General features: G+C 60.3%; 15 protein-coding genes. 14 read left to right on the top strand and 1 reads right to left on the bottom strand.

Features of this window, described 5'->3' with window-relative positions; all coding sequences use genetic code 11:
• The first annotated feature begins 2 nt into the window (after nucleotides 1–2).
• The 13 genes from ACI512_RS27665 (at nucleotide 3) to ACI512_RS27605 (ending at nucleotide 10,796) form a co-directional block, all read left to right on the top strand.
• Nucleotides 3–932, top strand: coding sequence for an electron transfer flavoprotein subunit alpha/FixB family protein (locus tag ACI512_RS27665; protein WP_122313494.1), 930 nt, complete (start codon nucleotides 3–5; stop codon nucleotides 930–932).
• Nucleotides 933–1,005: 73 nt separating this feature from the next.
• Nucleotides 1,006–1,821: an ABC transporter substrate-binding protein gene (locus ACI512_RS27660; RefSeq protein ID WP_064052616.1), complete on the top strand. Its 816-nt coding sequence runs from the start codon at nucleotides 1,006–1,008 to the stop codon at nucleotides 1,819–1,821.
• Nucleotides 1,822–1,830: 9 nt separating this feature from the next.
• Entirely contained in the window at nucleotides 1,831–2,193 is a 363-nt protein-coding gene (locus ACI512_RS27655; RefSeq protein ID WP_015885402.1) for a DUF4398 domain-containing protein, read from the top strand.
• A complete protein-coding gene (locus ACI512_RS27650) occupies nucleotides 2,190–3,005 on the top strand; it encodes an OmpA family protein (protein ID WP_064052617.1) in 816 nt (271 codons plus the stop codon). Before ACI512_RS27655 ends, ACI512_RS27650 begins: the two co-directional genes overlap by 4 nt.
• A gap of 209 nt (nucleotides 3,006–3,214) precedes the next feature.
• Entirely contained in the window at nucleotides 3,215–4,654 is a 1,440-nt protein-coding gene (locus ACI512_RS27645; protein ID WP_236379304.1) for a PLP-dependent aminotransferase family protein, read from the top strand.
• Nucleotides 4,655–4,758: 104 nt separating this feature from the next.
• Nucleotides 4,759–5,244, top strand: a complete 486-nt coding sequence (locus ACI512_RS27640; RefSeq protein ID WP_236379306.1) for a translation initiation factor 2 — start codon at nucleotides 4,759–4,761, stop codon at nucleotides 5,242–5,244.
• Nucleotides 5,245–5,406: 162 nt separating this feature from the next.
• Nucleotides 5,407–5,661, top strand: a complete 255-nt coding sequence (locus ACI512_RS27635; protein WP_015885398.1) for a YkgJ family cysteine cluster protein — start codon at nucleotides 5,407–5,409, stop codon at nucleotides 5,659–5,661.
• 53 nt (nucleotides 5,662–5,714) lie between these two features.
• Complete coding sequence (locus tag ACI512_RS27630) at nucleotides 5,715–6,320, top strand: START domain-containing protein (RefSeq protein ID WP_064052618.1); 606 nt, start codon at nucleotides 5,715–5,717, stop codon at nucleotides 6,318–6,320.
• Nucleotides 6,321–6,423: 103 nt separating this feature from the next.
• Nucleotides 6,424–6,660 carry a hypothetical protein gene (locus ACI512_RS27625; protein ID WP_015885396.1) on the top strand — a complete coding sequence of 79 codons (237 nt, stop codon included), beginning with the start codon at nucleotides 6,424–6,426 and terminating at the stop codon, nucleotides 6,658–6,660.
• A gap of 213 nt (nucleotides 6,661–6,873) precedes the next feature.
• Nucleotides 6,874–7,215, top strand: a complete 342-nt coding sequence (locus ACI512_RS27620; RefSeq protein WP_015885395.1) for a ribonuclease E inhibitor RraB — start codon at nucleotides 6,874–6,876, stop codon at nucleotides 7,213–7,215.
• A gap of 416 nt (nucleotides 7,216–7,631) precedes the next feature.
• Complete coding sequence (locus tag ACI512_RS27615; RefSeq protein WP_236379308.1) at nucleotides 7,632–9,041, top strand: circularly permuted type 2 ATP-grasp protein; 1,410 nt, start codon at nucleotides 7,632–7,634, stop codon at nucleotides 9,039–9,041.
• 4 nt (nucleotides 9,042–9,045) lie between these two features.
• The gene (locus ACI512_RS27610; RefSeq protein WP_236379310.1) at nucleotides 9,046–9,996 is read left to right on the top strand and encodes an alpha-E domain-containing protein; all 951 of its coding nucleotides are present in this window, start codon (nucleotides 9,046–9,048) and stop codon (nucleotides 9,994–9,996) included.
• On the top strand, nucleotides 9,993–10,796 hold the full coding sequence (locus ACI512_RS27605) for a transglutaminase family protein (protein ID WP_015885392.1): 804 nt from the start codon (nucleotides 9,993–9,995) through the stop codon (nucleotides 10,794–10,796). Before ACI512_RS27610 ends, ACI512_RS27605 begins: the two co-directional genes overlap by 4 nt.
• A gap of 163 nt (nucleotides 10,797–10,959) precedes the next feature.
• On the opposite strand, the gene ACI512_RS27600 is transcribed toward ACI512_RS27605, so the two are convergent.
• A complete protein-coding gene (locus ACI512_RS27600) occupies nucleotides 10,960–11,766 on the bottom strand; it encodes a cytochrome c (protein ID WP_236383943.1) in 807 nt (268 codons plus the stop codon).
• Between the two features lie 647 nt (nucleotides 11,767–12,413).
• On the opposite strand from ACI512_RS27600, the gene ACI512_RS27595 reads away from it, so the two are divergent.
• A complete protein-coding gene (locus ACI512_RS27595; protein WP_236383634.1) occupies nucleotides 12,414–13,619 on the top strand; it encodes an acetyl-CoA C-acetyltransferase in 1,206 nt (401 codons plus the stop codon).
• Nucleotides 13,620–13,624: the final 5 nt, after the last annotated feature.

The raw sequence follows: 13,624 nt of genomic DNA, 5'->3' as shown, positions 1-13,624 counted from the left end.
CCATGACTATCTTGGTAATCGCAGAACACGACAACAAGGTTGTGGCCCCGGCCACCCTGAACACTGTCGCCGCCGCCGCCAAAATCGGTGGTGATATCCACGTCCTGGTCGCCGGCCAAAACGTTGGCGCCGTGGCTGAAGCCGCTGCAAAAATCGCTGGCGTGAGCAAAGTACTGGTCGCCGACAACGCGGCCTATGCTCATCAACTGCCGGAAAACGTCGCCCCGCTGGTTGCAGAGCTGGGCGCTGGCTACAGCCACATCCTGGCTGCCGCCACCTCCAACGGCAAAAACATCCTGCCACGCGTTGCCGCGCAGCTGGACGTTGACCAGATCTCCGAGATCATCTCGGTCGAAAGCGCCGACACCTTCAAGCGCCCGATCTACGCCGGTAACGCCATCGCCACCGTTCAATCGAACGCTTCGGTCAAAGTCATCACCGTCCGCGCCACCGGTTTCGACCCGGTTGCCGCTGAAGGTGGTTCGGCTGCCGTTGAAGCTGTTGCGGCTGCCCACGATGCGGGTACATCCAGCTTTGTTGGCGAAGAGCTGGCCAAGTCGGATCGTCCTGAGCTGACCGCTGCCAAGATCGTCGTTTCCGGCGGTCGCGGCATGCAGAACGGTGACAACTTCAAGCACCTGTACGCCCTGGCCGACAAGCTGGGCGCTGCGGTCGGCGCTTCCCGCGCGGCCGTCGACGCAGGTTTTGTACCGAACGACATGCAGGTCGGCCAGACCGGCAAGATCGTCGCGCCACAGCTGTACATCGCCGTCGGTATCTCCGGCGCGATCCAGCACTTGGCCGGTATGAAAGACTCCAAAGTGATCGTTGCGATCAACAAGGACGAAGAAGCACCGATCTTCCAGGTGGCTGATTACGGCCTGGTGGCGGACTTGTTCGAAGCCGTACCCGAGTTGGAGAAGCTGGTCTAATCCAGTCGCTTCACTTATAAAGAGCCCGGTCCTTGTGACCGGGCTTTTTTTTGACTTGCTGGAGACACTCGCCATGGAACTGCGCCCCTGGGCCGTACTGCTGGGCCTCACACTGCTGCCGAGCCTGACGCTGGCCGCCGGCAAATGCGACCGCCTGGTGATCACCGGCAGCCCGGACGCACCGCCTTTGCTCTGGCGCGACCCGCAAGACCCCACGCACCTGATCGGCGCCACCGCTGATGTGTTGCAGCAAGTGGCCAAGGACCTCGGGTTGAAAATCGACCTGCTCTACGGCGGCAAACGCTCCCTGGCCCTGGATGAAGTGCGCAGCGGGCGAATGGATATCCTGGCCGATGCGCCGCTGAACCTGGGCGAACTGGAAACCCTCGACTACATTCACCCGGCGCTGGTGCAGCTCGACTACCTGGTCTGGACGCGCAAGGATTCGGCGCTGGCGTACACCACGGCGGCCGACCTGCACGGGCACAAAGGTGCAGTGTCGGAGCGTGCACGCTTGAGCGCCGACTTTGAGACCTTCGCCGGCCAGCAACTGAGCCTGCAGCGCTTGCCTTCACTGACGCCGGCGTTCCAGAAGCTGCTGCTGGGGGAAGTGGACTATGTGCTGGCGAGCCGTTATTCCGGCATGGCCATGGCGCAGAGCCTGGGCATGAGCAATGACCTGATCGCCCGCGACGTGCCCATCGATCAGCCGGGCCTGTACCTGGCGATTTCCCACAACTCGGCCTGCAATGATCCGTGGTTACGCGGACAGCTCGCTAAAAAGATGACAGAATTGCCCGCGTCCGGTGTGGCGGAAACCGCGCTGCAGCGCAATCTGGAGCGCTGGAAAGCACAATTGCAGCAACCCGTCGGCACCCCAACAAAGTAGGGATTTTCAGTGACTCTTCGACCTCTTTTCGCGGCCCTCGCCGTTGTCGCTCTGGCGGGATGTGCAGCCGATCCTGCGCCGAATGAACAAATACGCCTCACCCAGCAAGCCTTGGAACAAGCCGGCGCCGTGGGTGCCAGTGCCGATGAATCACCCGAACTGAAACTGGCCGAAGACAAATTCGCCCAGGCCAAGGCCGACATGGCCGATCAATCCTACAAGGACGCACGCATGCAGGCCGAACAGGCCGAGCTGGACGCGCGCCTGGCCGAAGCCCAAGTGCTGACCCGCAAGAGCCAGGAACAACTGAACGTGCTTAACACCCGCATCACCCGTCTGCGCAAGCAATTGCAACTGGGGGAGGCCCAATGAGCCCGATGATCCGTGGTTTGGGCTGTGCCGTGTTGTTGGGCAGTGCGGTGCTGGGCGGTTGCGCCAGCCACCCCAATGGCGAGCAGGCCTTGCAGCAGGCGGGCAGTGACTTCCAGAAGGTCAAGGAAGACGCCAATGTGTTACGCATCGCGCCCAAGGATGTGATCCGTGCCGGCGAGTCCCTGGCCCGCGCCGATCGCTTGTCCAGCTACTGGGGCAGCGGCGCCGACGTGGTGCATTACGCCTACCTGAGCCAGCGCTACAGCGCCATTGCGCGCGAACACACCGAACAGGCGCTCAACGAAGAGCGCGGCGCCAAGCTCGAGCTGGAACGCCAGCGCCTGCAACTGGCGCTGCGTGAAAGCAAGCTGATCAGCGTGCAGCAGCAAGGTAAGTGGCTTGAAGAACAGATCGCCAGCCTGGCCACCACCCAGACCGATCGCGGCCTGGTGATGACCCTGGGTGACGTGCTGTTCGACACCGGTGAGGCGGAGCTGAAAAACTCGGCCAACCGCACTGTGCTGAAAATCGTACAGTTCCTGCAACTGAACCCCAAGCGTGTGGTGCGCATCGAGGGGTATGCCGACAACACCGGCGGTGAGCGGGAAAACCTCAAACTGTCCCGCGACCGCGCACAGTCGGTGGCCGATGTACTGGTAGACCTGGGGATCGACGAAAAACGCATCCAGGTCGAGGGTTATGGCGACCAGTACCCGGTCGAAGCGAATGCCTCCGAGCGGGGCAGGGCGCAGAACCGTCGGGTGGAAATTGTGTTCTCCGACGCTAAAGGCCAGTTGGGCGCCGCCCGCTAGAAGCCTGGCGCAGATCAAAAATGTGGGAGGGGGTAAAACCCCCTCCCACATTTTTTATGTGCACCTGAAATCCCAGTCACCCGCCCTACAGTTTTTACTGTCACTCCCGCCCGCGCTCGACTATTGTGGCAACTGTCCCCGTACACTTCTAAACTGTGCCGGTATGTTTCACACAAAAATAAAATACCCGTGAAATCGAGTGCTGCGTCATGACCAATCTGTTGCTTTACCAACGTATCGCCCAGCAACTGGCTGAGGATATCCGGCGCGGTGTCTATCAACCGGGGGAGCGCGTGCCTTCGGTGCGCAAGATGAGCTCCCAGCTCAACGTGAGCCACGCCACGGTGTTGCAGGCCTACGCCAACCTGGAAGACCAGGGGCTGATCCGGGCACGTCCGCAGTCCGGTTATTACGTGCATCAGACACCCGCGCTCACGGCCCCCACGCCGGACATCGCGCGGGTCGAGCGGCCGGGGTTGGTCACCCGCAGCAGCATCATTCAGCAAGTGTTGGGCGAATCCCGCCGCGAAGGGGTGTTCCCGTTGGGTGCCGCGGTGCCGAGCGTGGATTACCTGCCGGTACGGGCATTGCACCAGCAGTTGGCCAAGGTCACGCGCTTTCAGAGCCCTCGGGCCTTCAGCTATATGTTCAGCCCCGGTTTCGAACCGCTGCGCCGTCAGGTGGCGATCCGCATGCGCGATGCGGGTGTGGTGGTGGATCCTTCCGAAGTGGTGATCACCCACGGTTGCGTCGATGCCTTACAGATGTCACTGCGGGTGTTGACGCGCCCGGGCGACCTGATTGCCGCTGAGTCGCCGACGTATTACGGCCTGCTGCAGTTGGCCGATCTGCTGGGCCTCAAAGTCATCGAGATTCCCAGCGACCCGTCTACCGGCATGAGCCTGGAAGCCCTGCAACTGGCGGCGAACCAATGGTCGATCAAGGCGCTGGTATTGACCACGCGCCTGAGCAACCCGCTCGGCGGCACCATGCCCGAAGAACGGCAAAAACAGTTACTGCGCCTGGGCTCGGATTTCGATATCCAGATTGTCGAGGACGATATCTACGGCGAACTGATGTTCGAGCTCGGCCGCACCAAGGCCCTGAAAGCCTATGACCGCCTGGACCGGGTGATCTATTGCTCGAGTTTTTCCAAGACATTGTCTCCCGGCGTGCGCATCGGCTGGATGATCGCCGGCAAGTACCAGCAGGAAATCCAGCGCCTGCAGATGTTCAGCACCCACTCCGCATGCAGTGTCACGCAGATGGGCGTTGCCGCTTATCTTGAGAATGGCGGCTACGACCGGCACCTGCGCTACATCCGTCAGGAATACCGCAAGAACCTCAGCGCTTTCCAACTGGCGGTGCAGCAGTATTTCCCCGAAGGCACGCAGATGACTCGCCCGACCGGCGGTTTTATCCTGTGGGTCAGTTTGCCCGGACGGGTCAATACCCAGGAACTGCACGTGCGTGCCCTGCAACAGGGCATCAGCATTGCGCCAGGGTTGATTTTCAGCAACACAGAACAGTTCAACCACTGCATTCGCCTTAACTGCGGTACGCCGTGGAACCGCGAGGCAGAGCGGGCGCTGATGACCCTGGGGATGCTGGCCAGCCAGTTATGCCAGGAAACTGCAGCCGGCCTCTGAGGCGCAAAAAAGGGACAACTCCGACAGTGGGCTGATCACCACGCTTGTCATGCCGTGCACAACAAGCGAGCATATGGCCCTCTGCCGTTAATGCTGTAGGCAATATGACTCAGATTTTTCGCGCTGTTCTGGTAATTGGCCTGTTAAGCCTGTGCAACGTCAGCACAGCGCTGGCGGCGGCCCCTGTGAGCGAAACCAAGCCTGCTGCCAGCTCTGAACAGAAGACCCTTGCGAAAAAACCGGCGCCGGCCAAAAAAGCGCCCGCTGCGAAGAAGAACGCGGCCACTGCCAAAAAACGTGCTGCGAGCAAATCCAAGGCCTCCCGTGAAGTGGCCCAGACGCAATTGCCCCCTGCACAGTTGGACCTGTCACTGCCTTCGGACATGGTCAGGCACTTGCAGCCCATCGGTACCATGCCCAAGCCCAAGAGCGTGCCCCTGCTGCCGCCGATGTTCGGCGAGAAGCCCACCGACAACAGTGCATTCCAGATCAACGGCCGCCTGCTCAGCAATGAGATGAGGCTGCAATTGCGCAATGAAGAGCGGCGCGATGTGGAAGGTGCAGCGCTGGATTTCGAATTCAAGCAGTAAACTTTTCCCCCAGACGTGACGTGTCCCTTCGACCATCTGTCGCAGACTGGTCAGTCACTTTTGTTTTCTGCGAAAAACCCCTGTTAGACCATTTTAAAACGGCTGTTTTAGGGCGTACTCTAGCCCGGCCATCCACATTGAGTCGTCGAGGACCTGCTGGTCATGAATTGCCGTGAAGGCTGTGGCGCTTGCTGCATCGCCCCCTCCATCAGTTCGCCATTACCGGGCATGCCACAAGGCAAACCGGCCGGCGAACGCTGCCTGCACCTGTCGGTCGAACAGCTATGCCTGCTGTTCGGGCAACCGGAGCGACCGGCGGTGTGCAGCGATTTCAAGGCGGATATTGAGGTCTGCGGCACCGACCAGGCCGATGCGATTCGCTTGATCGGCTGGTGGGAGCAGATGACGGCGGCTTGATGGGCTTTACTATCGGAACTTTTTTCGGAACTTCGACAATAAGGAATACAACAATGGGTTCGCTGAAACGAATGGCTGTGCTGTGCGGTTTTACGGTGTTGTTTGCTGCCACTGCCCAGGCTGAGGATTGGCAAGTCGCCAAGGATGAAGACGGTATCAAGGTGTCCCTGAGCGAAGTGGCCGGCTCCAAGTACAAGGCGTATCGCGGTGTGACCACGATCAAGGCGCCTTTGGCAAAAATCGTCGCCTTGCAGGAAGACGTGGCCGGTGCCTGTAAATGGATTCACGAGTGCAAGTCCCAGAAGCTGGTCGATAAGAAAGGTGACGAGAGCTGGACCTACACCCAATTCAAAGCCCCGTTCCCCGTGACCGATCGCGATTCCTACCTGCATATCACCACGACCAAGGCCGCCGACGGCACGCTGACGCGTAAACTCGAAGGTGTCCCGACCTACAAGCCTGAAGAAAAAGGCTACGTCCGCGTGGCTCAGGTCGACGGTTTCTGGAAACTGGTGCCAAAGGGCGACAACCAGACCGAAGTCACTTACCAGGTGCACACCGAACCAGGTGGCAGCGTGCCTTCGTGGTTGGCCAACAAATTTGTGGTGGACGCGCCGTTCAACACCTTGAAAGCCTTGAAAGAACACGCTGAAAAATAAGCGCAGTTGATCGGGTGTCTCCGACCTTGGGTGGAACGTTTGCCAAGCCCCCAAGGTCCAGATAGAGGTAAGCCCACACACGGGTTTTATCGAGGAGGCACCGATGCAAAAGTGGCAGATTACCTTCGTTGATGATCACGGCGTGCAGTCCGTTGAACAGTTCACCTGTGACCAGAAGCCCAGCCTCGAAGATGCGGCACACATGATTCGCAACAAACTGGTGCCCGTTGCCGCCGAACTGGACCTCAACGACCTGGAGGGCCGCAAGCCCGAGCCTACGGTCAAGATCCTCAAAGACCAGAACAGTATCCAGATCCTCGACATCTCTCCTGCCGCCTGAATATTCCCTGTCCACCCTTAAAGCGCCTCTGGTGGAGGTGATAGCTTCGCGCTACTCTGCAAATGAGATCAGCGAATGAATCGCTAAGGTCTGGTCTTGTCAGCTACATGCTTGTTTTCCAGCGGTGATGTTACTGCCGTAGTCCCCACGCCAGTACGGCGTGGGCTTCGGGAAGCACGGAAAGTCTATCCATCAATTTGAGGAGCACTTTTCATGAGCACAGCCTATCAAGAAGACATCAGCACCAACGTTCTGCGCCGCATGAAAGAGGGCGGCTTCGACTTTTCGCGTTTTCACCCCATTGAGTTCTACGCCATTTTCCCGGATGAGGAACGGGCGCGCAGGGCTGCGGGTGAGTTTCGCGGGGAATCCCTGAATGCCCAGGTCAGTGCGCGCGACGATGGCGCCTGGTACCTGGAACTGAGCAAAATCATGTTCGCTACCTACGACGGCATAGGAGACTTCGAGCAAGACTTTGAGGCGGTGGTCGAGCCGCTGGGCGGGATCATCGAGGGATGGGGCGTGAAGCAGGAGGTGCGTGGGTTACCCATGTAGCAGTTAGCAGTATGAGAACCACAGCGTATCGGCTGACCTTTGGGTCGGCCGATTTTGTTTGTGCTGTAGGAAAACTACTCGGAACTTGTAGCCCACTTTTCTGCACCAAAAAAAAGCCACCCAGAGAGGGTGGCCTAAAGGGAAGAGCGGTGGGCTGAACCTGTAGGACGCATCCTGTTCAGCAGATGGTTGTGATTATCCGCAGGCTTGGCCGGGCAGTGAAATCAACTCTGGCTATGCTGTTGATAGTCAAAGCCCGCGTTGCGATGAAGCGTGGGGCTGTGCACCGGGCATTCTGCGCACCAGGACGGTGCGGTCAGATTTTTATGTTTATTTAACTCACTGATTTTTAAGTGTTTATGCCGCTGGCACGGGCCTTGCGATGGTTCTTGCGTCCGGGTGACAAGGAGTTCGGCATGATCCGCACTTATTACGATGAGATGTACGATGGGGCAGGGCAGGTCCGGCCTCATTACCGCGAGTTCGCCCGCTGGTTGGCCGACACGCCTGCTGAACTGCTGGCGCAACGCCGGCGCGAAGCCGATTTGCTGTTCCACCGCGCCGGGATCACCTTCACGCTCTACGGGGACGAGCAGGGTACCGAGCGCCTGATCCCCTTTGACACCATCCCACGCAGCATCCCTGCCAGCGAATGGCGGATTGTCGAGCGCGGCTGCATCCAGCGGGTCAAGGCGCTCAATATGTTTCTCGCCGACCTGTATCACGAACAACGCATCATCAAGGCCGGGATCATCCCTGCCGAACAGGTGCTGGCCAACGAGCAATACCAACTGGCCATGCAAGGCCTGGACCTGCACCGCGACCTGTATGCCCACATCTCCGGGGTCGACCTCGTCCGCGATGGCGACGGCACGTACTACGTGTTGGAAGACAACCTGCGTACACCGAGCGGCGTCAGCTACATGCTCGAAGACCGCAAGATGATGATGCGCCTGTTCCCCGAACTGTTCGCCGCCCAACGCATCGCGCCCATCGATCACTACCCCAACCTGCTGCTGGATACCCTGAAAAGCTCCAGCCCCCTGGACAACCCCAGCGTGGTGGTATTGACCCCGGGCCGCTTCAACAGCGCGTTCTTTGAACATGCCTTTCTGGCCCGTGAAATGGGCGTGGAACTGGTGGAAGGCGCCGACCTGTTCGTGCGCGATGACCGCGTCTTCATGCGCACCACCGATGGCCCCAAGGCCGTGGACGTGATCTACCGTCGCCTTGATGACGCCTTCCTCGACCCCTTGGCCTTCAACCCGGACTCCATGCTCGGCGTGCCCGGCCTGCTCGCGGCCTACCGCTCCGGCAATGTGGTGCTGGCCAATGCCATCGGCACCGGGGTGGCGGATGACAAGTCGGTGTACCCCTTCGTCACCGAGATGATCCGTTTTTACCTGGATGAAGAACCGATCCTGAAGAATGTTCCGACCTTCCAGTGCCGTAAGCCCGACGAACTTTCCCATGTATTGGCCAACCTGCCCGACCTGGTCGTGAAGGAAACCCAAGGCTCCGGCGGCTACGGCATGCTGGTGGGCCCGGCGTCCACCGCAGCGGAAATCGAAGCCTTCCGTGCCCGTATCAAGGCCAAGCCCCACGCCTATATCGCCCAGCCGACCCTGTGTTTATCCACCTGCCCGACGTTTGTTGAAAACGGCATTGCGCCCCGTCATATCGACCTGCGCCCGTTCGTGTTGTCCGGCAAGGAAACCCGTGTGGTCCCCGGCGGCTTGACCCGCGTTGCATTGCGCGAAGGCTCGCTGGTGGTCAACTCGTCCCAGGGTGGCGGCACCAAAGACACGTGGGTGGTCGAGGACTGATGCCATGTTGAGTAGAACTGCCTCGGATTTGTACTGGATGTCGCGCTACCTTGAACGCGCGGAGAACCTCGCGCGCATGCTCGACGTCAGCTATTCGCTGTCGCTGATGCCCCAGGATGGGCGCGGTGATGGCCTGCATGAACTGGCCATGCCGCTGTTGATCACCGGCACCCTGGAGGATTACCACGCACGTCACGGTGAATTGCACGCTGAACGCCTGCTGCACTTCTTTGCTCTGGATGCGGCCAACCCGGCCAGTATCTACAGTTGTCTTGGCGCTGCACGGGCCAGCGCCCATGCGGTGCGTGGGCGAATTACCGCCGACATGTGGGAAAACATCAACGCTACCTGGTTGGATATCCGTGATATCGCCCATCAGGGCCTGAGCCGTTATGGCATGAGTCGGTTCTGTGAGTGGGTCAAGGAGCGTTCCCATCTGTTCCGGGGCGCCACCTACGGCACCATCATGCGCAACGATGCCTTCCGCTTTATTCGCCTCGGCACGTTTATCGAACGCGCCGACAACACGCTGCGCTTGCTGGACGCACGCTATGAAATGGCCGGTGACCGGGCCGAAGCCGTCACCGATGGCACTGCGCATGCCTACTATCAATGGAGTGCCTTGCTGCGGGCCTTGTCGTCGTTCGAGGCCTACACTGAGATTTATCGCGATGCGCCCGGCGCCCGGCAAGTCGCTGAGTTGCTGCTGCTGCGCGCCGATGTGCCGCGCTCACTGCGTGCCTGCAGCGAAGAGATTGACCAGATCCTGGCCAGCCTGCCCGGCATCAACGGCCGCCCGGCCCAGCGCCTGGCCGCCGAGATGGATGCGCGCCTGCGCTTTACCGCCATTGATGAAATCCTTGAGGAAGGCCTGCATGCCTGGCTGACCGACTTTATCCCCTTGGTCCGCCAATTGGGCGACGCCATCTACAGTTCCTACCTGGAGGCCGCATGAGACTCTCCATCAGCCACGAAACCACCTACCACTACGAAGACCAGGTGCGCGCCAGCATCCAGTACCTGCGCCTGACGCCCCATGACAGCGAGCGCCAGCATGTGCTCAGTTGGCAACTCGACCTCCCGCGTCCGGTGCGTGCCCAGGTGGACCCGTTCGGCAACATCCTGCATGTGCTGACCCTGGATGAACCCCACGACGCCATCATCATCGGTGCGCGTGGCCAAGTGGACATCGACGAACTGCGCGAGGCCGAGCACGAGAGCCAATCGGCATTCCCGTTCCTGCGCTGCACCCGCTTGACCGAGCCCGATGAAGCGCTGCGCGGCTTTGCCGACCAGCATTGCCATCAACGTCGCGATCGCACGGCGTTGATCGACCTGATGCATGCACTTAACCAAGCGATGGTCTACACGCCGGGCGCGACCGAAGTCGACACCTGCGCCGCCCAGGCCTTCGCCGGCCGTGCGGGCGTGTGCCAGGACCACACTCACGCGTTTTTGGCCTGCGCACGCAGCCTGGGGATCCCTGCGCGGTATGTGTCGGGGTATTTGTATTCCGAGGACAGCACGCACCTTGCAAGCCATGCCTGGGCCGAAGCCTGGCTGGATGACGCTTGGTACAGCTTTGACGTGACCAACCAGCTGGCCCGCCCGGAGCGGCATTTGAAACTGGCGGTAGGGTTGGATTACCTGGATGCCTGCCCGGTGCGCGGCATGCGTCGCGGCGGCGGTCATGAGCAGATGCACGCGAAGGTGTTCGTGGCGCCGACGCCGGTGATTTCCGTCCAGCAGCAATAGCGTGATCGTGGGTCTGCCAGCGGTTTTGTGGCTTGTAGTGAGCGGGCTTGCCCCGCGCTGGGCTGCGAAGCGGCCCTAATCAAGCAGAATGCGGTGCATCAGGTATTGCCGAGGCGCCTGGATCAGGGCTGCTTCGCCGCCCAGCGCGGGGCAAGCCCGCTCACTACAAGGGCTGTTTGCGCGCGGCCATGTGCTTTAGATACTCAACCAATAAATCCAGCTCATTGTCCGGCAACACGCTGGCGGCGAATGCCGGCATCTTCGCCTGTGGCCAATGCCGCAGGCTCTGCGGGTCACGGATATAGCGCTTGAGGAAATAACCGCCAAAATACTCGGTGGGGTTATAGGGGACATTCAGGTCCGGCCCCACCTGTGCATCACCGGCGCCATTGAGGCGGTGACAGGCCAGGCAGTTTTTCTGGAACAGCGCAAAGCCCTGGTTGATCGGGTCATTGGCCGCCAGCGTCGGGTCGGGCAACAACGCCGGAAAACGCTCCGCCACGGTCTTCAACTGCTTTATCCCGGAGATCTGGAACGGCCACTGCTCCGGGCTGATAGACCCGGCCTGTGGGTCGGTCCACACCAGGTAGAACGGTCCGGCACTTGGTTTGCCATCCGCCAGTGCGGGCCATGGCTGGGCGGGGTCCTCCACCGCGAGCCAGGCGCGTGCACCGTGGTTTTCCAGCAGCGGCGCAGCCGTGAGTTCGGCGGCGAATCCATCGAGGGCAACGGCTTGCAGGTGGCTCTCAGGTTTCAAACCCGGTAGGAGCACCGCCAGCGGCACTGCACGATAGGTCATGGTGCGCTTGTAGGACACGTCATCAACGATCTGCACCGTTTGCGCTTGCGGGTGCTTGAGCAGGTCGGCGGTCTGCCAGGTCTTGCGGGTGTGGTCGAGTTCGACGGTCAATTGCGCGGCTGAAGCGGGAAGGCCGATCAGCAAGGCGAGGAGGGCAAGGATAGCTTTCAAGATGCAGGCTCGAATCAACGTGGCGATTGGACTCACGATACCGGAAATCGGCGCGCAAAAAGACAGCCCCTGCAGGACCGCTATGCGCAATGTCCCGGCAGGCGCTGCCAAAAGCTGCAAACCCTGTGCTGTGATTGCACGGAATGGGGCCGTGGAGGGGTCACCCAATAACCTTGGTTAAGTTGGGCAAGATCAAAATCAGTGTGGTGGCGAACAGAATGAGTCCCGCCTGACGTACTTTCGAATGTTTAAACATGGCTGACTGCCTTTTGTTGTTATTCCTGAGCGTCAAATACGTGCCGGTTTTATTTCAGTATGGCGAGATGACGTGTCACTTTTCTTACAGCTGCTCCAGCAAAACCCGGCAGCAACTTCTTACTGATTCAACCTTAGAGCCCTCGTTCTTCTTGGCTTAGACCCATTTCATATCAGCTAATCAGCATTTCAGCTTAAAAAGGCATGAGGCATAACGCCATCTTGGCGCCAATGCCTTGGCTAGACAGCTAAAACGATTAATCAGGTAATTACCTTAGGAGGCTACCGTTCGTCCGAGCGAGGGGGTCAACAGCAATGAGCGCATCCGTCATTGAAACCGTGTCAATCGGGCCTAAGGTAGAGGCACACCTGCACAGCGGTTCGAGGACGTCATGACCCAAGCTTTGATCTTTGATGCGATACGTACGCCCCGTGGCAAAGGCAAGTCGGACGGCGCCTTGCACAGCGTCAAGCCGGTTAACTTGGTAGCCGGTTTGCTCACCGCCCTGGCCCGACGCAGCGACCTCGACACCCAACAAGTGGACGACATCGTGCTCGGTTGCGTGACCCCGGTGGGCGACCAGGGTGCCGACATCGCCAAGACCGCCGCCCTGGTGGCCGATTGGGACGTCAGCGTCGCAGGCGTCCAGATCAACCGCTTCTGCGCTTCTGGCCTGGAAGCGGTCAACCTGGGCGCGATGAAGGTGCGCTCCGGCTTCGAAGATCTCGTGGTGGTCGGTGGCGTCGAGTCCATGTCCCGCGTGCCCATGGGCAGTGACGGTGGCGCCTGGGTGCTCGACCCGCAGACCAATCTGCACAGTCACTTCACCCCACAGGGCATCGGCGCGGACCTGATCGCTACCCTCGAAGGGTTCACCCGCGAGGACGTCGACGCCTTTGCCCTGCATTCACAACAGAAAGCGGCCAGGGCACGGGCAGACGGTTCCTTCAACACGTCGCTGATTGCGGTGCAGGACCAGAACGGCATTGTGCTGCTCGACCATGACGAATTTATTCGCGGCGACTCCACCCTCGAAGGCCTTGGCAAGCTCAAGCCCAGCTTCGAAATGATCGGGCAGATGGGCTTCGATGCCACTGCGCTGCGGGTCTACAGCCATGTGGAGCGCATCAACCACGTACACACGCCGGGCAACAGCTCCGGCATCGTCGATGGCGCCGCATTGATGTTGATCGGCTCCGAGGCCAAGGGCCGCGAACTTGGCCTGCAGCCCCGGGCGCGTATTGTCGCCACGGCGGTCACCAGCACTGACCCGACCATCATGCTCACCGGCCCCGCGCCTGCCTCGCGCAAGGCCCTGGCCAAGGCTGGATTGCGCGTTGAAGACATCGACCTGTTCGAGGTCAACGAAGCGTTTGCCTCGGTGGTGCTCAAGTTCATCAAGGACATGCGCATCGACGCGGCACGGGTCAACGTGAACGGCGGCTCTATCGCCATGGGCCATCCGCTGGGCGCCACCGGCTGCGCGATCCTCGGCACCCTGCTCGACGAACTGGAAGTGCGACAGCAGCGCTACGGCCTGGCCACGTTGTGTGTCGGCGGTGGCATGGGCATCGCCACCATTATCGAACGCCTCTGAGCCCA

Origin of the sequence: Pseudomonas petroselini, from assembly GCF_045037875.1 — a bacterium.
In the GTDB taxonomy this organism is placed as follows: Bacteria; Pseudomonadota; Gammaproteobacteria; order Pseudomonadales; family Pseudomonadaceae; genus Aquipseudomonas; species Aquipseudomonas petroselini.
Note: the sequence above shows the minus strand (reverse complement) of the source record. Positions and strands in the feature narration are given on the sequence as shown.

Bases quoted from the DNA above. Each gene is read 5' to 3' on its own strand.
- ACI512_RS27665 (WP_122313494.1), top strand. From the start codon at position 3: ATGACTATCTTGGTAATCGCAGAACACGACAACAAGGTTGTGGCCCCG.
- ACI512_RS27660 (WP_064052616.1), top strand. From the start codon at position 1,006: ATGGAACTGCGCCCCTGGGCCGTACTGCTGGGCCTCACACTGCTGCCG.
- ACI512_RS27650 (WP_064052617.1), top strand. From the start codon at position 2,190: ATGAGCCCGATGATCCGTGGTTTGGGCTGTGCCGTGTTGTTGGGCAGT.
- ACI512_RS27645 (WP_236379304.1), top strand. From the start codon at position 3,215: ATGACCAATCTGTTGCTTTACCAACGTATCGCCCAGCAACTGGCTGAG.
- ACI512_RS27640 (WP_236379306.1), top strand. From the start codon at position 4,759: ATGACTCAGATTTTTCGCGCTGTTCTGGTAATTGGCCTGTTAAGCCTG.
- ACI512_RS27635 (WP_015885398.1), top strand. From the start codon at position 5,407: ATGAATTGCCGTGAAGGCTGTGGCGCTTGCTGCATCGCCCCCTCCATC.
- ACI512_RS27630 (WP_064052618.1), top strand. From the start codon at position 5,715: ATGGGTTCGCTGAAACGAATGGCTGTGCTGTGCGGTTTTACGGTGTTG.
- ACI512_RS27625 (WP_015885396.1), top strand. From the start codon at position 6,424: ATGCAAAAGTGGCAGATTACCTTCGTTGATGATCACGGCGTGCAGTCC.
- ACI512_RS27620 (WP_015885395.1), top strand. From the start codon at position 6,874: ATGAGCACAGCCTATCAAGAAGACATCAGCACCAACGTTCTGCGCCGC.
- ACI512_RS27615 (WP_236379308.1), top strand. From the start codon at position 7,632: ATGATCCGCACTTATTACGATGAGATGTACGATGGGGCAGGGCAGGTC.
- ACI512_RS27610 (WP_236379310.1), top strand. From the start codon at position 9,046: ATGTTGAGTAGAACTGCCTCGGATTTGTACTGGATGTCGCGCTACCTT.
- ACI512_RS27605 (WP_015885392.1), top strand. From the start codon at position 9,993: ATGAGACTCTCCATCAGCCACGAAACCACCTACCACTACGAAGACCAG.
- ACI512_RS27595 (WP_236383634.1), top strand. From the start codon at position 12,414: ATGACCCAAGCTTTGATCTTTGATGCGATACGTACGCCCCGTGGCAAA.